The sequence below is a fragment of the Micromonospora sp. U21 genome (genome assembly GCF_018070045.1).
Classification (GTDB): Bacteria; Actinomycetota; Actinomycetes; order Mycobacteriales; family Micromonosporaceae; genus Micromonospora.
Genome location: NZ_JAGPYK010000022.1, coordinates 62,637 through 80,374, shown reverse-complemented (window position 1 = coordinate 80,374; position 17,738 = coordinate 62,637). Strand labels below are relative to the sequence as shown.

At 75.0% G+C, this 17,738-nt stretch carries 12 protein-coding genes; 5 read left to right on the top strand and 7 right to left on the bottom strand.

Annotation, left to right across the window (positions count from 1 at the left end; all coding sequences use genetic code 11):
* Positions 1–108: 108 nt before the first annotated feature.
* Both lipA and KBX63_RS24935 read left to right on the top strand, forming a co-directional pair.
* Positions 109–1,131 carry a lipoyl synthase gene (gene lipA, locus KBX63_RS24940; RefSeq protein WP_210915124.1) on the top strand — a complete coding sequence of 341 codons (1,023 nt, stop codon included), beginning with the start codon at positions 109–111 and terminating at the stop codon, positions 1,129–1,131.
* Between the two features lie 54 nt (positions 1,132–1,185).
* A complete protein-coding gene (locus tag KBX63_RS24935; protein WP_210915122.1) occupies positions 1,186–2,829 on the top strand; it encodes a hypothetical protein in 1,644 nt (547 codons plus the stop codon).
* A gap of 28 nt (positions 2,830–2,857) precedes the next feature.
* Here the strand turns inward: KBX63_RS24935 and KBX63_RS24930 are convergent, their stop codons facing one another.
* Positions 2,858–5,860 (bottom strand): AAA family ATPase, encoded by a 3,003-nt coding sequence (locus tag KBX63_RS24930; RefSeq protein ID WP_307871825.1) that lies wholly within the window; start codon positions 5,858–5,860, stop codon positions 2,858–2,860.
* A 2-nt stretch (positions 5,861–5,862) separates the two neighbouring features.
* Positions 5,863–6,033: a hypothetical protein gene (locus KBX63_RS24925; protein ID WP_210915121.1), complete on the bottom strand. Its 171-nt coding sequence runs from the start codon at positions 6,031–6,033 to the stop codon at positions 5,863–5,865.
* Between the two features lie 207 nt (positions 6,034–6,240).
* Between KBX63_RS24925 and KBX63_RS24920 the strand changes: the two genes are divergently transcribed.
* Positions 6,241–6,927 (top strand): DUF4191 domain-containing protein, encoded by a 687-nt coding sequence (locus tag KBX63_RS24920; protein WP_210915120.1) that lies wholly within the window; start codon positions 6,241–6,243, stop codon positions 6,925–6,927.
* Positions 6,928–6,983: 56 nt separating this feature from the next.
* Here KBX63_RS24920 and KBX63_RS24915 read toward each other — a convergent pair whose 3' ends face one another.
* Complete coding sequence (locus KBX63_RS24915) at positions 6,984–7,382, bottom strand: RDD family protein (protein ID WP_307871824.1); 399 nt, start codon at positions 7,380–7,382, stop codon at positions 6,984–6,986.
* A gap of 260 nt (positions 7,383–7,642) precedes the next feature.
* Here KBX63_RS24915 and glnA point away from each other — a divergent pair, with 260 nt between their 5' ends.
* Positions 7,643–9,067 carry a type I glutamate--ammonia ligase gene (gene glnA / locus KBX63_RS24910; RefSeq protein WP_210915118.1) on the top strand — a complete coding sequence of 475 codons (1,425 nt, stop codon included), beginning with the start codon at positions 7,643–7,645 and terminating at the stop codon, positions 9,065–9,067.
* A 122-nt stretch (positions 9,068–9,189) separates the two neighbouring features.
* On the opposite strand, the gene mptB (KBX63_RS24905) is transcribed toward glnA, so the two are convergent.
* A complete protein-coding gene (gene mptB, locus KBX63_RS24905) occupies positions 9,190–10,689 on the bottom strand; it encodes a polyprenol phosphomannose-dependent alpha 1,6 mannosyltransferase MptB (protein ID WP_210915115.1) in 1,500 nt (499 codons plus the stop codon).
* 14 nt (positions 10,690–10,703) lie between these two features.
* Positions 10,704–12,104: a polyprenol phosphomannose-dependent alpha 1,6 mannosyltransferase MptB gene (mptB, locus tag KBX63_RS24900; RefSeq protein WP_210915111.1), complete on the bottom strand. Its 1,401-nt coding sequence runs from the start codon at positions 12,102–12,104 to the stop codon at positions 10,704–10,706.
* Between the two features lie 44 nt (positions 12,105–12,148).
* On the opposite strand from mptB (KBX63_RS24900), the gene KBX63_RS24895 reads away from it, so the two are divergent.
* Positions 12,149–13,786, top strand: coding sequence for a hypothetical protein (locus KBX63_RS24895; protein WP_210915109.1), 1,638 nt, complete (start codon positions 12,149–12,151; stop codon positions 13,784–13,786).
* 56 nt (positions 13,787–13,842) lie between these two features.
* Here KBX63_RS24895 and KBX63_RS24890 read toward each other — a convergent pair whose 3' ends face one another.
* Together KBX63_RS24890 and KBX63_RS24885 are read right to left on the bottom strand one after the other, a co-directional pair.
* Positions 13,843–16,881, bottom strand: a complete 3,039-nt coding sequence (locus tag KBX63_RS24890) for a bifunctional [glutamine synthetase] adenylyltransferase/[glutamine synthetase]-adenylyl-L-tyrosine phosphorylase (protein ID WP_210915107.1) — start codon at positions 16,879–16,881, stop codon at positions 13,843–13,845.
* On the bottom strand, positions 16,881–17,648 hold the full coding sequence (locus KBX63_RS24885; protein ID WP_210915106.1) for a type 1 glutamine amidotransferase: 768 nt from the start codon (positions 17,646–17,648) through the stop codon (positions 16,881–16,883). The genes KBX63_RS24890 and KBX63_RS24885 overlap by 1 nt, the downstream gene beginning before the upstream one ends.
* Between the last annotated feature and the right edge of the window lie 90 nt (positions 17,649–17,738).

The following is a 17,738-nucleotide window of genomic DNA, read 5'->3' as shown; positions in this document are numbered from 1 at the left end:
GGTGACCGTAACACCCGACACCTGCGGCTGTGACGCCTATTTCGGCCCGTCGGTGTCCGGCGTCACAACATCCACGGCGTGACGCCGGTCGCCCGACGCACATAGACGGTGGCCGTCGGGCGTAGGCTCGTTTTCGTGACGATCGAGCACTCCGCGCCGACGACCGGCCAGGCAGCGCGCACCGCAACGGCCGCCCCCGAGGGGCGACGTCTGCTGCGGATCGAGGCGCGCAACGCCGAGACGCCGATCGAGCGCAAACCGCCATGGATCAAGGTCAAGGCCAAGATGGGCCCGGAGTACACCCAGCTGCGCGGGCTCGTCTCGCGCGAGGGGCTGCACACCGTCTGCCAGGAGGCCGGCTGCCCCAACATCTACGAGTGCTGGGAAGACCGCGAGGCCACCTTCCTGATCGGCGGCGACCAGTGCACCCGGCGCTGCGACTTCTGCCAGATCGACACCGGCAAGCCGGCCGAGTTCGACGCCGACGAGCCCCGCCGGGTCGCCGAGTCGGTGGTCTCCATGGGGCTGCGCTACGCCACCATCACCGGCGTCGCCCGCGACGACCTGCCCGACGGCGGCGCCTGGCTGTACGCCGAGACCGTCCGGCAGATCCACGCCCTCCAGCCGGGCTGCGGCGTCGAGCTGTTGATCCCGGACTTCAACGCCGTCCCCGAGCAGCTGGCCGAGGTCTTCGGCTCCCGCCCGGAGGTGCTGGCGCACAACGTGGAGACGGTGCCGCGCATCTTCAAGCGGATCCGCCCCGCGTTCCGCTACGACCGCTCGCTGGATGTGATCCGGCAGGCCCGCGCCGACGGTCTGGTCACCAAGAGCAACCTGATCCTGGGCATGGGCGAGGAGCGGGCCGAGGTCTCGCAGGCGCTCCGCGACCTGCACGAGGCCGGCTGCGAGCTGATCACCATCACCCAGTACCTGCGCCCCACACCCCGGCACCACCCGGTGACCCGCTGGGTCAAGCCGGAGGAGTTCGTGGAGCTGCGCGAGGAGGCCGAGGAGATCGGCTTCGCCGGGGTGATGAGCGGGCCGCTGGTGCGCTCGTCTTACCGGGCCGGCCGGCTCTACCGCCAGGCTCTCGACGCCCGCGCCGGCTCCCCCGTCGGCACCGCCGGCTGACCCGCCGGCCCGACGGCGCACCCCAGGCCGGCGTCCGGGTGCCATGATCGTGCGATGACCGCCGGGGTACGCCAGCAGCCTCGTGGCGCGGGCTCTCCGCGCCCGCGGCCCGGTGCGCGCGCCGGGCTGGTCGGCTGGCTCACCGGGCTGGCCCTGCTCGCCGGGGTGGGCTACCGGCTCTGGCTGCTGGGCCACGCCGCGCCGCCGACGAACAGCGACGAGGCCACCATGGGGTTGGCCGCGCTGCACATCGCCCGGGGTGCGGACTTCCCGGTCTGGTTCTACGGCCAGCAGTACATGGGCACGCTGGAGGCGTACCTGGCCGCACCGGTGTTCGCCCTGGCCGGCGGGCCGTCGCTGCTCGGGCTGCGGCTGCCCACCCTGGCGCTGTACGCGCTGTTCCTGCTGCTGGCCTGGCGGTTGACGCTGCGGCTGACCGGGGACCGCTGGTTCGGGCTGCTGGTGGTGGCGCTGCTCGCCCTCGGCTCCGACCGGGTGGTCAAGAACCAGCTGATCGCCGGCGGCGGCTATCCCGAGATGAACGCCGCCGGGGTGGCGCTCGCCCTGCTCGCCCTGGATCTGGCCACCGGACGGCCGGGGCGGCGGCTGGTGCGCTGGGCGGCGTGGGGGTTCCTGGCCGGCCTGATGCTCTGGGTCGACCCGCTGGTGCTGCCGTACGTCCTCGCCACCGGCGGGGTGCTGGTCGCGTTCTGCCGTCGGGACCTCGGCGGAGCGGCTGGCGGGCTGCTCGCGGCGGCCACCGTGCTGGGGGCGGCCCCGCTGCTGGCGCACAGCCTCCTGACCGGGCGGAACCCGCTGCACGCGGTGCTCGCCGCCAGCGGGTCGGACGCCACCGCGGGCTGGGCGGAGCGGCTGCACGGAGGGCTGCTGCTCGGCCCGCCACTGGGCATGGGCTTCTGCGCGCCGGGGCGGTGCGCCACCTGGCAGCTGTGGTGGGCTCTCGCCCTGCCGGTGCTGCTGGCCGTCGCCGCCGCCACCGCCTGGCGGGTGATGCGCCGGCCGCCCGCCGCCCAGGGGGCTGGTCCCTCGCCCCGCGCCGCGGCGGCGATGCGGCTGGCTCTGGTGCTGGCCGCGGTGGCCACCCTCGGGGCGTACACCATGAGCAGCGCCGCCGGGCTCACGCCGGTGGAGAGTTCCCGCTACCTGTCCTGCCTGCTCATCTCCCTGCCGGCGGTGCTCTGGCCGCTGTGGACGGCGGCCCGGAGGGCCGCCGCGCCGGGCGGCGCCGGGTGGAAGCAGCCGGGCGGGTGGACGCTCGCCCGGCCGGTCGCGCTGGTCGTGCTCGCCGCCACGGTGGGCACCGCCGTCCACGCCACCTGGCGGTCGGCGCAGACCGCCCCGGCGACCCGGGCCGCCGAGGCCCGGCACGCCGAGCTGGTGACCACCCTGCGGCAGCTCGGCGTACGGCAGGTGCGGGGCGGCTACTGGACCTGCAACCGGCTCACCTTCGCCAGCGCGGAGGAGGTGGTCTGCGCGGTCGTCGACGACACCCTGCGCCCCGGCTTCGACCGCTACCCCGCGTACCGGCGGGAGGTGGAGCGCGCGGCGGCGCCGGCCTGGGTCACGCCCACCGGGTCGCCGCTGGCGGCCCGGCTCGACGAACGGCTGCGCGCCGCCCCGGGCAGCCTGGACCTGGTCACCCTCGACGGTTGGCGGATCTACCTGCCGCGCACCTGAGGGTGGCCGAGCCGCCGCGGTGCGCTCGTCAGCGGGGTGCGGCGGGCTCGGCGAGAAGACCGAGGCGGTGGGCCACGGCGGCGGCCTCCCCCCGGTTGGTCACGCCCAGCTTGGCGATGATCCGGGACACGTGCACGCTGGCCGTCTTCGGCGAGATGAACAGCCGCTCGGCGATCCGGCTGTTGCTGTGCCCCTCGGCGACCAGCCGCAGCACCTCCCGTTCCCGCGAGGTCAGCAGGTCGACGCCGGGCCCCGCCTGGCCCGCGCCGCGCAGACCGACCCGGCGGGCAAGGGTGGCGGCCGCCTCGGCCAGTGGGGTCGCGCCCAGCCGCCGGGCGATCTCGGTGGCTTCGGTCACCGCCGCCGCCACCTCGTCGCGCTCTCCGGCGGCGGCGGCCGCCTCGGCCAGCGCCAGCAGGGCCCGGCCCAGCGGGTACGGCTGCCCGTCGGCCCGCCACGCCTCCACCGCCGCACGCCAGGCCGGCAGCGCCCGGCCGGCGGTCGCGAGCAGGGCGGTGACCTGGGCGGCGTGCGCCCGCGCGGCCGGGTGCCGGGCGGGCAGGTCGGCGGCGAGCGCCGCGACGGTGGCGGCCAGGTCCCGGTCCCCCACCCGCACGGCGGTACGCGCGACGGCGCTGAGCACGGGCCAGCCCTCGCGGGGCAACTGCGGCAGGCTCTGATCGGCCAGCGCAACGCGCGCCGCCCGGACCGCCTCGACCTTGTCGTCGGCGGCCAGCGCCGACTCGATGCCCAGCTCGTGCAGGGGCAGCCGGTGGTTCGGCCACAGGTAGGGCCGGCCGAGGAAGGCCAGCGCCCTGCCGACCAGCTCGTCGGCACCCGGGTGGGCGCGGGCCAGCCGCAGCCCGGCGCCCAACTGGAGCCAGTGCAGCCCGGTGACGCCGGACAGATCGATCCGGGCGGCCTCCGCGCACACCGCCTCCGCCTCGTCCCACCGGCCCAGCGCGATCAGCGCCTCGGCCCGGTTGCTCAGCAGGTACGCGCCGGTGGATCGGCTGATCCCCACCCGCCGCGCCTCGGCCACGCCGGCCTCGGCCGCCTGCGCGGACTCGGCGTAGCGGCCCAGCTCGCAGAGCACGTCCGATCGGTACACCATGGCGAGCACCAGGGCCGGCGCGTCCCCGGCGTCGCGGGCGACGGACTCGGCTTGACGCAGCTCCGCAAGCCCCCGCTCCAGGTCCCGCTCGCCGTGGCAGAGCAGGGCGATCCGCGTGGGCAGCAGGGGTACGTACTCGTTGAGAGCCTCGGCGTCCGTGACGGCCTCGGCGGCCACCCGGGCCGCCTGCTGCGGGTCGATCTTGACCAGGTGCGCGGCGATGTCGGCGAGCAGCCGGACCCGCTCCACGCCGGCCGGGCCGCCCGCCGCCAGGCGGTACGCCTCACCCAGCTCGCTGCTGCCGTCGCTCTTGCCGAGCAGGGCCAGCAGTCGACCCCGTTGGTCCAACAGGCGGGCGGCGCGCAGGGGTGCGGCGTCGGCGTCCACCTCGGTCAGCCCGGCCCGGGTAAGGGTGATCGCACGGCTGAAGTCGCCGGCCGTGACCGCGGCGTCCACGGTCTGCTCCAGCAGCGCCAGGTGGTCCATGCCGAGCCGGTCGGCGGCGTCGGGCACCAGTTCCCAGAGCTCCAGCACCCGTTCCAGCAGCCGGCGCTGCTCGGCGTAGGCGTACCGGTCGGCGGCCGCGCAGGCGGCGGCCCGTGCGGTGACCAGGGCCCGGGGGTGGTCGTGCGCGGCGTACCAGTGGTGGGCGATCTCGGCCGGGGCCCGGCCCTCGGCGACCATGTGCGGCTGGGCCTCGATCGCGGCGGCGAACCGGGCGTGCAGCCGGGCGTGCTCGCCGGGCAGCAGCTCGTCGTGCACGGCCTCGCGGACGAGCGCATGCCGGAACTCGTAGTCGCCGTCCCGAGCCACCACCAGCTGGGCGGCGACGGCGGCGCGCAGCGCGTCCTCCAGCTCCGCCTCGGGCAGCCCGGCGACCTCGGCGAGCAGGTGGTGGGCGAAGCGGGTGCCGCCGGCCGCCGCGATCCGCAGCACCCGCTGGGCCGGCTCGGGCAGCCGGTCCACCCGGGCCAGCAGCAGGTCGCGCAACGTGTCGGGCAGCGCGGCGCAGCCGACGGGGTCGCCGGCGACGGTCAGCTCCTCGATGAAGAAGGGATTGCCCTGGGTGCGTTCGTGGATGTCGTCGATGGCACGGGGGGCCGGCTCGGCGCCGAGGAGGTCGGCGAGGACCGCGCTGGTGCCGTCGCGGTCCAGCCGGCCCAGCTCGACCCGCTCGACGCCGCGGGCCCGGTCCAGCTCGGCCAGGAACGGGCGCAGCGGATGTCCGCGCTGCAACTCGTCCGTGCGGTAGGTGCTGACCAGCAGCAGCCGGCCCGGCCGGGCGGCCCGGACCAGAAAACCGATCAGGTCGCGGGTGGAGCGGTCCGCCCAGTGCAGGTCCTCGATCACCAGCACCAGCGGCCGGGCGTCGGCGAGCTGTTGGAACAGCTCGGCGACCAGGTCGAACAGGTAGCCGCGCGGGGCGTCGGTGAGCGGCGCGGCGGCCGGCGCGGCCAGCGCGGCGGACACGCGGCCCAGCTCCGGCAGGAGCCGGGCGAACTCCGCCTCGTATCCGGCGAAGACCTCGGCGCCGTCGGCGCGCAGCACCGCGCGCAGGGCGGCGGCGAACGGGGCGAACGGCAGGCCGGCCTCGCCCAGCTCCAGGCACTGGCCGACCAGCACCCGGGCGCCGCCGTCGGTGGCCCAGCCCGCGAACTCCTCCAGCAGCCGGGTCTTGCCGACGCCCGCCTCGCCACCGACCAGCACGGTGCTGGGCTCGCCGGCCCGGGCCCGAGCCAGCGCGGCCCGCAGCGCGGCGATCTCACGCTGGCGGCCGACGAGGACGGAGCTGGCGGCGCGTACGGTCACGGGGTCGAGCATGCCATGGCGGGCCCGGCCGCCCTCCCCGCCGATCGGCTGGTGACCGAGCGGCGGGGACGGCGGCGGGGTGGGCGCGGCGGCGGGTGGGGCGGTCACGGTCACCGACGGTCGTCGCCGGTGCGCCGGATCTGCTGACGCCGGCCCAGCCAGCTGCGGCTGGCGGGGCGTGACACCGACCGGGCGAGTCGTTCCGTCGCCGCCTCGGCGCGCAGCTCGGCCGCGTGGGTGTGGTGCAGGGTGAGCAGGAATTCTGCGTCGTTGCCGAACATCTCGGGCTCCTTCGTGGCGTCGTCATCGTTCTGTTGATGACTCTTCGCGCGAAGGCCCCACCCGGGCATGGGCACACCGCCTGATCTTCTGCGGCGCCACCCTCCTTACCCGCGCCCCCCGGAGGCGTACGGCGACGTAAGGTACTCAGCCGGCCGGCACCCGGACGCGGATCAACGGGGCGGGCGGCGCCCACTAGACTCTGCGGCATGGCAAAGCCCCAGGAGAAGGTCTCGTTCGGCCAGCGGCTGAAGCAGATCGGGATGGTGTTCCAGTTCACCGCCAAGCAGGACAAGTGGTTCGCGCCGCTGGTCGCCGCCGCGGTGCTCCTCCCGCTCGCCCTCACCGTGGTCGCGGTCATCCTCTGGAGCTGGATCTGGCTGCCGCTGGGCATCCTGTTCGCCCTGCTCGCAGTGCTGATCGTGCTGAATCTGCGGTCCAACAAGGCGATGATGAACGCCGCCGAGGGGCAGCCCGGCGCGGCGGCGCAGATCATGGAGAACATGCGTGGCGACTGGCGGGTGACCCCGGCCGTCAGCTCCACCACCCAGATGGACATGGTTCACCTGGTGATCGGCCGGCCGGGCGTGATCCTGCTGGCCGAGGGCAACCCGCAGCGGGTGCGCGGCCTGCTCGGGCAGGAGAAGCGGCGGCTGGCCAAGGTGATCGGCTCCGCCCCGCTGCACGACTACGTGATCGGGCAGGAGGAGGGCGAGCTGCCGATCCGCAAGCTGCGGACCACGCTGCTGCGGCTGCCCCGGGCGCTCAGCGGCAAGGACGTCAACTCGCTGGACAAGCGGCTCAAGGCGCTCACGGCCCGGCCGCAGATGCCCAAGGGCGCGATCCCGAAGAACATGCGACCGCCGGGCGGCTCCTTCCGCCAGTCGCGGCGCTGACCCCCGCGCCGTACGCCTCGAAGAGCCGGAGCCCTACGGGCCCGGCTCTTCGACGTTCAGCGGCGCGGTGCGTCGACGATGACCGCGTCGGTGAGCCGGTCGTGCAGGCCGCGACGGTGCTCGTCCATGATCAGCGCGGGCACGACCAGGGCCAGCAGCAGGCCCCGGGCCAGCCCCCGGAGCAGCCCGATCCGGCCGCCGTGGTGCCAGTTCACGCAGCGGACCTTCGTGATGTACATGCCCGGCGTCTGGGCGAACAGGCCGAGGAAGAAGCCGTACAGCAGGATCAGCACCAGCACGGGTGCCCAGCCGTCGCGCACCGGGTCGGCGAAGATGTTGGCCACCAGCAGGCACAGCACCCAGTCGATGATCAGCGCCCCGAACCGCCGACCCAGGCTCGGCGGAGTGAAGGTGGGGTCGGTGGCCGGCGCTGCCGGAGCCTGCGGGTTGGTCACAGCGGTCAAGGGTATCCGTGCCCGGATCGTGCCTTCCGGGTGCCGTCACCGCGCGCGCCAAATCGGGCCTATAGCATCAAATGTCTTTACAATGGTATGGCCGGTACGGCGTTCGCGGCGGACCGAGGGCGGTGGAGGAGCGTCGCTGACGCTCCGCGAGGGACGTAACACGGCAGAAACACCGGGGACACGGCCGGGCAACCGCCTGGCCATAGCGTCGTCAGAAGCCTAGCCACCCCGTGGACGTGCCAGGAGGACGTGTGTTCGCCAATCCCGAGGAACTGCTGCGATACCTCAAGAACGAGGACGTGAAGTTCGTCGACGTTCGTTTCTGTGACCTGCCCGGCGTGATGCAGCACTTCAACCTGCCGGTCGAGTCCGTCAACGACGATCTGTTCACCGACGGCCTCGCGTTCGACGGCTCATCGATCCGCGGTTTCCAGGCGATCCACGAGTCGGACATGCTCCTGCTCCCGGACGTCGCCACCGCCTTCATCGACCCGTTCCGGGCGCAGAAGACCCTCGCGTTGAACTTCTTCATCCACGACCCGTTCACCCGCGAGGCCTACACCCGCGACCCCCGCAACGTCGCCAAGAAAGCCGAGGCGTACCTCGCGGCCAGCGGCATCGCCGACACCGCCTACTTCGGCGCCGAAGCCGAGTTCTACATCTTCGACTCCATCCGCCACGAAACCTCCGCCCACCAGTCGTTCTACTACATCGACTCCATCGAGGGCGCCTGGAACAGCGGCCGCGAGGAGCCGGGCGGCAACCGCGGCTACAAGACCGCGTACAAGGGCGGCTACTTCCCCGTACCCCCGGTCGATCACTACGCCGACCTACGCGACTCGATCGTGCGCCGCCTCGTCGACTCCGGCTTCACCGTCGAACGCTCACACCACGAAGTCGGCACCGCCGGCCAATCGGAGATCAACTACCGGTTCTCCACCCTCCTGCACGCCGCCGACCAACTCCAACTCTTCAAGTACATCGTCAAGAACGAAGCCTGGGCCAACGGCAAAACCGCCACCTTCATGCCCAAACCGCTGTTCGGCGACAACGGCTCCGGCATGCACACCCACCAGAGCCTCTGGCTCAACGGCGAACCACTGTTCTACGACGAGACCGGCTACGCCGGCCTGTCCGACACCGCCCGCTGGTACATCGGCGGTCTGCTGCACCACGCCCCGTCGCTGCTGGCGTTCACCAACCCGACCATCAACTCCTACCGCCGCCTCGTGCCCGGCTTCGAAGCACCGGTCAACCTGGTCTACTCCCAGCGCAACCGCTCGGCCTGCACCCGCATCCCGGTCACCGGCGCGAACCCGAAGGCCAAGCGCGTCGAATTCCGCGTCCCCGACCCCTCGGCCAACGTCTACCTCGCCTTCTCCGCGATGATGATGGCCGGCCTCGACGGCATCAAGAGCAAGATCGAGCCGCCGACGCCGATCGACAAGGACCTCTACGACCTCCCACCGGAGGAGTGGGGCGACGTCAAGCAGGTGCCGGGCTCGCTGCCGGCCGTGCTCGACTCGCTCGAGGCCGACCATGACTACCTGCTCGACGGCGGCGTCTTCACCCCCGACCTGATCTCCACCTGGGTCGACTGGAAGCGGGCCAACGAGGTCGACCCGGTGCGCCTGCGCCCGACCCCGCACGAGTTCGCCATGTATTACGACTGCTGAGCAGTCGCTCGATCACCGGCCGGGGCCGGCTCCGCGATCGGGGAGCCGGCCCCGGCCACTTTCCCTGGCGACAATGAGGTTGGCGGGCCCTTCGGAGATCGGCAGCGCCGCCCACCTCATGATCAGCGCGACCGGGGACGCCGACGCAGGGCGCGCAGGAGGGCCAGGAGCACGGCCAGGAGCAGGGCGGTCATCGCCACGGCGCCGGGGGCCTTCGTGACGCGGGCCAGGTTGGTGCCGTCGGGTAGGGCGAGAAAGACCGTTCCCGCGGCCGGCAGCGCGAACCACGCCGTCCGGGCGGGGGTGAGCGCGAGCAGCGCCAGCGGCCAGGTCGCGTACCAGGGGTGGAAGACCGGCGACAGGACCACGGTGGCGACCAGCGCCAGCGCCGCGCCACGCAGCGCTACCCGGGGGCGCGTCACCTCGGCCGGGGTCACCCGCCGGTGGACGCCGTTCACGGCGCGCAGCACCTGCCAGGCCCGCCACCAGAATCCCACCAGCACCCCGGCGAGCACCAGCAGCGCGACGGCCCGGACCACCGGCACCGCCGCCAGGTCACGGCCGATCAGCGCGCCGGCGTAGTCCACGACCAGGCCGACCGCGGTGGGCGGCGATGTCCACTGCTTGGAGTCGCCGCTGTGGGTCAACCCACCCACCCAGCCGAAACCGAGACCGGACAGCGCCGAGGTGACCAGGAACGCACCCAGCACCCCGCCGGTCAGCCACCCGCCGTCGCGCAGCAGCGCCCGCACGGTGTACCGGCCGTGCACCGCGGCCAGCGCGGCGAACGGCACCACCACCACGGCGCTCGCCTTCACCGTCACCGCCAGCCCGAGCAGCGCCCCGGCGAGCAGCAGCGCCGGGGGCCGGCCCGGCCGGCGGATCACCACCAGCAGCCCGCACAGCACCAGACCCAGCATCACCGCGTCGTTGTGCGCCCCGGCCACCAGGTGCACCCCGACCAGCGGGCTGGCCAGCGCCAGCCAGGCGGCCCGTCGGGTCGGCACCCTGGCCGCGCGGGCCAGCCCGGGCAGACAGAACGCCGCCAACAGCAGCCCCGCCACCGCGATCACCCGCAGCAGCACGATCGCGCCGGTGAGCCCGCCGCCGAGGCTGACCGCGAGCGCCGCGAGCAGCACGAAGACCGGTCCGTACGGGGCGGGGGTGTCCCGCCAGATCGGCGCCACCGCGTCCAGCCACGGACAGCCCGCCGCCGCCACCGGAGTCGCGTACGGGTCGAGGCCGTGCGCGTACGTCCAGCCCTGGCAGGCGTACGAGTACACGTCCCGGCTGCCCAACGGCGGCGTGAGCAGCAGCGGCAACGCCCACAGGCCGGCGGTGGCGTACGCCCACCGGGTCGACGGCGCTCCCTCGCGCAGCGACCACCACGCCCCGACCAGCAGTGCGGTGCCGACCAGCCAGCAGGTCAGCGTCGCCGGGCCGCCCGGGGAGCGCCAGATCGACACCGGCGTCGCGCCCAGCGGGGTGTCGGGCAGCGCCCCGCCGAGGTACCCGGCGACGGCGAGCAGGACCGCGCCGGCCAGGCCGCCGTACCGGGCGACACGTGGGCCCGGTGCAGCGGCGGATCGGGGTGGGGCGGTCGCGACGCCGGGATCGGTCACCGGCGCACCTTTCCTCAGTCGGTAGCGACCGGCTGGCGGGCCGCCCGAGCCGACCGTACCAACCGGATGACCAGCACGATCACCAACAGCGTCATCAGCGGCGCCCCGACCGACTTCGTGAACCGGGGCAGCCCGGTGCCGTCCGGCAGCACCAGGAACGACGAGACCAGGGCGACCAGGGTGAACCATCCGGTCCGCCGGGCGGTCGCCGCCAGCACGGCCAGCGGCCAGATCCAGTACCAGGGGTGGTACAGGGGCGCCAGGGCGACCGTGGCGGCCAGCGCCAGTCCGGCGTGCCACAGCGGCTCCCGGGTGCGGGCCCGCCACCAGAGCCAGACCAGCAGCAACGCCAGCACCGCCATGCCGATCCCTCGGGTGACCGGGAGCGCGTCGACGTGCCCGCCGAACGGCACCGCCAGGTATCCGACGGTCTGCCCGACCGCCGTGGACGGCGAGGTCCAGGCGATCACGTCACCGCCACGCGCCAGCCCGCCGACCCAGCCGAAGTCCAGCCCGGCGGCGAAGGTCACCCCGACCACGACGGCGACCCCGCCGCCGACCACCCACCCGCCGTGCCGGATCAGCGCCCGGATCGAGTACCCGCCGACGATCGCGGCCAGCGCGGCGAACGGCAGTACGACCAGCGCGGTCACCTTGATCGCGGCGGCCAGTCCGAGCAGCACGCCGCCGGCGAGCAGCGGGCCGGGGCGACCCGGCCGGGAGGCGATCACCGCCAGCCCGGCGACCAGCAGGCCGACCATCAGGGCGTCGTTGTGCGCGCCGGAGACCAGGTGCACGGCGACCAGCGGGCAGGCCAGCGCCAGCCAGACCGCCCGACCGGCCGGTACGCCGGCCCGCCGGGCCAGCACCGGCAGGCTGACGGCCGTGAGCACCACTCCGGCCACCGCGATCAGCCGGAACGCCACGATCGCGCCGGTGAGCGAGCCGGTGACGGTGACCACCGCGCCGGAGAGCACCACGAACAGCGGCCCGTACGGTGCCGGGGTGTCCCGCCAGATGTAGGAGATGGTGTCCAGCCAGGGGCAGGGCAGCGCGGAGACGCCCTGCTCGTACGGGTTGATCCCGGCGGCGTAGCTGGCGCCCTGACAGGCGTACGCGTAGACGTCCCGGCTCTCCAGCGGCGGCGCGATCAGCAACGGCAGCAGCCAGAGCCCGATGGTGACCAACGCCCAGCGGGTCGACGGCACCTTTTCGCGCAGCGCCCACCAGGCGCCGGCCATCAGCGCGGTGCCGACCAGCCAGGCGGCGATGACCACCGGCCCGTTCGGTCCCTGCCAGATGCTGACCGGGGTGGGGCGCAGGGGTGAGCCGGGCAGGGCGCCGCCGAGGAACGCGGCGACGGCGAGCAGCGCCGATCCCGCCAGTCCGGTCCAACGCGCGAGGTGGTGAGGCACGCCGGACATGCTGCCAGTACGGTTGTCGCGGTACGGAGGTGGGCATGCGGCGCAGTCGGGTGGTGGCGGTGGCCACCGGTTCCGCCGCCGTGCTCGGCGCGCTCTGGCTGGCCCTGCCGCTGATGGGGTCGGACCTCGCCGCCCAGGTGGCCCGGGCCGACTTCTTCGCCGCCCACGGCCCCACCCCGGTGGACCTGCGCTGGTACGGCGGGGTGCAGCAGTTCGGCTACAGCCTGCTGTCCCAGCCGGTGATGGCGCTGCTCGGCGTGCGGGTCACCGGCGCGCTGGCCCTGGTGGCGTCGGCCGCCGCGCTGGCCGCGCTGCTGGTCCGCAGCACGGTGCCCCGACCCCTGCTGGGCAGCCTGGTCGGGGTGGTCACGCTGGCCGGCAACCTGGTCTCCGGCCGGGTCACGTACGCCCTCGGCGTGGCGTTCGGGCTGGCCGCGCTGCTCGCGCTCACGCAAGGCGTACCCCCTGGCCGGCGCCGTTCACCCGGCTGGCGGCTCGGGATCGCCGCGGCCGGCGCGCTGCTGGCCTCGGCGACCAGCCCGGTGGCTGGCCTCTTCGTCGGCCTCGCCGGTGTCGCGCTGCTGCTCACCCGCCGGTACGCCGACGGCCTGACGCTCGGGGTCGCGGCGGCCGTGCCGCTGGCGGCGACCGCGCTGCTCTTCGGCGACGGCGGCTGGATGAACATCAGCCGCACCGACGCGCTGCGCGCGGTGCTGACCAGCCTGGTGGTCGCCGCGCTGGTGACGTACCGGCCGGTGCGGGTCGGCGCGCTGCTCGCCGCGGCCGGGGTGCTCGCCGCCGCCCTGGTGCACACCCCGGTGGGATTGAACGCGACCCGGCTGGCGACGATGTTCGCGCTGCCGCTGCTGGCTGCCGCCGCCCGCCCGCCGGCCTGGCTCTCGGCCCGGCTGGCCCGGTGTTCGGCCGCCCGCGTCGCGTCGTCCAGGGGCGCGACTCCGCACACCGCGTGGCGGGCCCGGCTGCTGGGCGGCGCCGGCCTGGCCGCGCTGCTGGTGGCGGTCTGCGTCTGGCAGCCGCCGGTGGTCCCCGCCGACCTGCGCAGCATCGGCGACCCGACCAGCGCGCCGGGCTACCACGCGCCGCTGCGCGCGTTCCTGGCCGGGCAGCGGCTCACCGGGCGGGTAGAGGTGCCACCGACCCGCAACTACTGGGAGGCGGCCCGGCTGGGCGAGGTGCCGCTGGCCCGGGGCTGGCTGCGGCAGGCCGACATCGACCGCAATCCGCTGTTCTTCACCACGGTGCCGGGAGCGGCCGGCACCGGCGTACGGCTGACCCCGGCCAGCTACCGGGACTGGCTGACCGGGAACGCCGTGCAGTACGTGGCGGTGCCGGACGCCCCGCTGTCCTGGGTGGGGCGGGCCGAGGCGGAGCTGGTCGAGGGTGGGTTGCCGTACCTGACGCCGGTCTGGTCCGGCCCGCACTGGCGGGTCTGGGCGGTGGCCGATTCGACGCCACTGGTCGCCGCTCCCGCCGAACTGGTCCGCGCCGACGGCGCGACGGTGACCTTCCGCGCCCCGACCGCCGGCCCGGTGGCGGTCCGGGTCCGGCACAGCCGGTGGCTGGCCGCGTCCGGTGGTGCCACGGTCGCCGCCGCCGGGGAGTGGACCATCGTCACCGTCCCCCGCTCCGGCGAGTACACCCTCGGCAGCTGAACACCTGTTAGGAAGGGATCCTTCCTCTACCGCAGGCGTTAACAAGGTGCCCTTCCTTACGTCTCCAGCACGCGTTGGGCGGCGGCGCGGGAGCGGCGGCCGGTGCGCAGGTACTCGTCGAGGAACTCCCCCGGATCGTCCCGGCCGAGCAGCGCGACCACCCCGGCCAGCTCGACCCCGTGCCGGGGCAACTGGTCACCGGCCCGACCACGGACCAGCATCAACGCGTTCCGCACCTGCGCGGCCAGGGACCAGCCGGCCGCCATCTCCGCGGCGTCCGCGGGGTCGATCAGGCCGGCCCGCTCGGCGGCCGCGAGCGCGTCGAGGGTACGCGTGCCGCGCAGCGCCGGGACCGCGCCGGCGTGCCGGAGCTGGACGAGCTGCACCGCCCACTCCACGTCGGTCAGCCCGCCGCGGCCCAGCTTGGTGTGGGTGGCCGGGTCGGCCCCCCGGGGCAGCCGCTCGGTCTCCACCCGGGCCTTGATCCGACGGATCTCGACGACCTGCTCGCGGGTGAGCCCCTCGGCCGGGTAGCGCACCGGCTCGATCAGCGCCTCGAACTCGGCGCCCAGGTCGGCGTCACCGCAGACGAACCGGGCGCGCAGCAGCGCCTGCGCTTCCCACACGCGCGACCAGCGCGCGTAGTACTGGGCGTACGCGGCGAGGCTGCGCACCAGCGGGCCCTGCCGGCCCTCCGGACGCAGGTCGGCGTCGACGCCCAGCGGCGGGTCGGGAGCGGGTACGCCGAGCAGCCGGCGCAGCTCCTCGGCGATCGCGTGGGCGGCGGCGCTGGCCGCGCTCTCGCTGCTGCCGGCGGGCGGGTCGTAGACGAAGAGCACGTCGGCGTCGGAGAGGTAGTTCGACTCGTACCCGCCGAGCCGGCCCATGCCGATCACCGCGAACCGCAGCCCGGGCGGTGCCGGCTGGCCGGCCTGGGCGGCTCGCAGCGCGGCGGCCAGGGTGGCGTCGGTGACGTCGGCGAGCGCCGTGCCGACCGCGGTGATGTCGGCCAGCGCGGGGGCCGGCCGGTTTCCGCCGTCGGCACGGGTGGGGGTGGGTGCGAGCGAACCGGCCCGGCAGAGCACGTCGGCGCAGGCCACCCGGACCAGCTCCCGGCGGCGCAGCGCGCGCACCGCCCGGGTGGCCTCGACCGGGTCGCTGTGCCGGGCCGCCGCCGCGAGGAACCCCTCCCGGAGCACCTCGCGCGGGCGGGGCGCCAGCTCGTTCTCCTCGGCCAGCAGCCGCAACGCCTCCGGATCCCTGGCGAGCAGGTCGGCGACGTACCGGGAGAGCGCGAGGACCCGGGCCAGCCGCCGGGCGACCGGGCCACCGTCGCGCAGCAGCCGCAGGTACCAGGGGGTGCTGCCCAGCTTGTCGGAGACCTGCCGGTAGTTGAGCAGCCCCCGGTCCGGCTCCGGCGCGTCGGCGAACTCGCTGAGCAGCACCGGCAGCAGGGTCCGCTGGATGGCCGCGGTGCGGCTCACCCCGCCGGTGAGGGCCTGGAGGTGGCGCAGCGCCCCGGCCGGGTCGGCGAAGCCGAGGATCTCCAGCCGGTGCCGTGCCGCCTCCGGAGTGAGTCGCAGCCCGTCGGCCGGCACGCGGGCGACCGACTCCAGCAGCGGCCGGTACAGCAACTTGGCGTGCAGCCGGCGTACCTCGGCGGCGTGGGTCACCCACTCGGCCCGGAAGGCCTCCACGGCGCTGCGCCCCGGCGTGGCCGTGTAGTCCAGCGCGGCGGCGAGCCAGCGCAGCGCGGCCGGCTCGGTGGGCACGGTGTGGGTGCGGCGCAGACCCTGCAACTGGAGCCGGTGCTCGACGCCGCGCAGGAAGCGGTAGCCGCGCAGCAGCGCCTCGCCGTCGGCACGGCCGACGTAGCCGCCCGCGACGAGCGCGCGCAACGCCGGGATGGTGCCGGGTACCCGCAGTGTGTCGTCGCCACGACCGTGCACGAGCTGCAACAGCTGGACGGCGAACTCGATGTCGCGCAGCCCGCCGGAGCCGCGCTTGATCTCGCGCTCCAGCTCCTTCGGCGGGATGTTGTCGATGATCCGGCGCCGCATCGCACGGACGTCCTGGACCGCCTCGGGCCGTTCCGCCGCCCGCCACACCAGCGGCGCGAGCTGGTCGACCCACTCCTGGGCCAGCGGCAGGTCGCCGGCGGCCGGGCGGGCCTTGAGCAACGCCTGGAACTCCCAGGTGCGCGCCCACCGGCGGTAGTAGGCCAGGTGGCTCGCGAGAGTGCGGACCAGCGGGCCCCGGTTGCCCTCCGGGCGCAGCGCCGCGTCCACCGGCCAGGCGACCAGCCCGCAGATGTGGATCAGCCGGGTCGCCACCAGGGTGGCGGCGGAGAGGTCGACGTCCTCGGCCGCCACGAAGATGACGTCCACATCGGAGACGTAGTTCAGCTCGCCGCCGCCGCACTTGCCCATCGCCACCACGGCCAGCCGGGGCCGGGCGGTGCCGGCCGGCAGCTCTTCGACCGCGATCTCGTACGCCGCGGCCAGCGTCGCGTCCGCCAGCGCGGAGAGCGCGGCCATGGTCTGCTCCAGGCCGCGCCCGCCCGTCAGGTCGGCCGCCGCGATCCGCAGCAGGGCCAGTCGGTACGCGGACCGCAGCACCGCCACCGGGTTGCCGTCGCCCGCCGGCTCCAGCCGGCCCTCGGCGGTGGGCGCCAGCCCGTCCGGTGCGGTGCGCAGCGCCGTGTAGTGCTCGGGGTGGGCCACCAGATGGTCGCCGAGCGCCGACGAGGCGCCGAGCACCGCGATCAGCCGCCGCCGCAACCCGGGATCGGCGTGCAGCTCCGCGAGCAGCGCCGACCCGGGGTCGGTCGCGCCGGCCGCGGTGCCGCCGCTCGCGCGACGTTCGGCCTCGACGATGCGGTGCAGCTGGCGCAGCGCCAGGTCCGGGTCGGCGGCCCGGGACAGCGCGGCGAGCAGCTCCACGGCCGGCTCGTCGACCGGCTCCTGCTCGGCCGGCCGCCACAGCCGCAGCCCGTCCGGGCCGAGCAGGTCTGCGGCGCGCGCCCCGCCGTCGCCCTCGGCGGTGCCGAAGCCGTACCGGGCGAGCCGGCCCGACGCCCTGGTCGGCCGGCTCATCAGTGCCCGAGCAGCGGCAGGCCACGCCGCATCGTGCTGTCGTCCAGCTCGCCGAGGGCCAGCGCGGCGAACCGGGCGGCGAACGGCTGCCAGACCTCCTCGACGTCGACCATCACCGAGTCGCAGGCCGCGACCACGAGCTCCGGGTCGTAGCCCAGCTCGGCGAGGAGCGTCGAGTCGGCGGCCCAGTCGGCGATCATCGCGGTGTCGCACTCGATGTGGAACTGCAGCCCCCAGGCCCGGTCACCGAGCCGGAACGCCTGGTGCGGGTAGTGGGTGGAGGCGGCCAGCAGGGTGGCGCCCCGGGGCAGCTCGGTGATCTCGTCGGAGTGCCACTGGAGCACGTCCGGGATCAGCGGCACGTACCGGAACAGCGGGTCGCCCTCGGCGGCGTCCCGCCGGCCGACCACGCCGGGGCCGATCTCCGGCCCGGACGGGCTCCGCTCGACCAGCCCGGCGTGCGCGGTGGCGAGCAGCTGCGCGCCCAGGCAGACGGCCAGGGTGGGCACCCGGTACCGGACGGCCTTGCGCAGCAGCCCCTCCACCGCCGGGAACCAGGATGCGCCGGGCGAGCCGTCCGGCAGCGGGTACGCCTGCTGCTCGCCGCCGAGCACGACGAGCGCCGCGTACCCCTCCAGGTCGGCGGGGAGCACGTCGCCGGCGTGCGGGCGGACCACCCACAGCTCCAGCCCGGCCTCGGTCAGCCACTCGCCCAGTCGGCGCAGGTCGTCCGACGGGTCGTTCTCGATCACCAGCGCGGTTGCCACCCGTCGAGGCTAGCCGGTACGCCGCGGACCGCCACGCCCCGCCACGGCCCCGCGCCGTGCACCCCCCGCGCCGCCAACCTGCGCCGGCCT

Coding starts and splice junctions, on each gene's coding strand:
- KBX63_RS24920 (WP_210915120.1), top strand. CDS start 6,241: ATGGCAAAGCCCCAGGAGAAGGTCTCGTTCGGCCAGCGGCTGAAGCAG.
- KBX63_RS24890 (WP_210915107.1), bottom strand. CDS start 16,881: ATGAGCCGGCCGACCAGGGCGTCGGGCCGGCTCGCCCGGTACGGCTTC.
- KBX63_RS24925 (WP_210915121.1), bottom strand. CDS start 6,033: ATGTTCGGCAACGACGCAGAATTCCTGCTCACCCTGCACCACACCCAC.
- KBX63_RS24935 (WP_210915122.1), top strand. CDS start 1,186: ATGACCGCCGGGGTACGCCAGCAGCCTCGTGGCGCGGGCTCTCCGCGC.
- KBX63_RS24895 (WP_210915109.1), top strand. CDS start 12,149: ATGCGGCGCAGTCGGGTGGTGGCGGTGGCCACCGGTTCCGCCGCCGTG.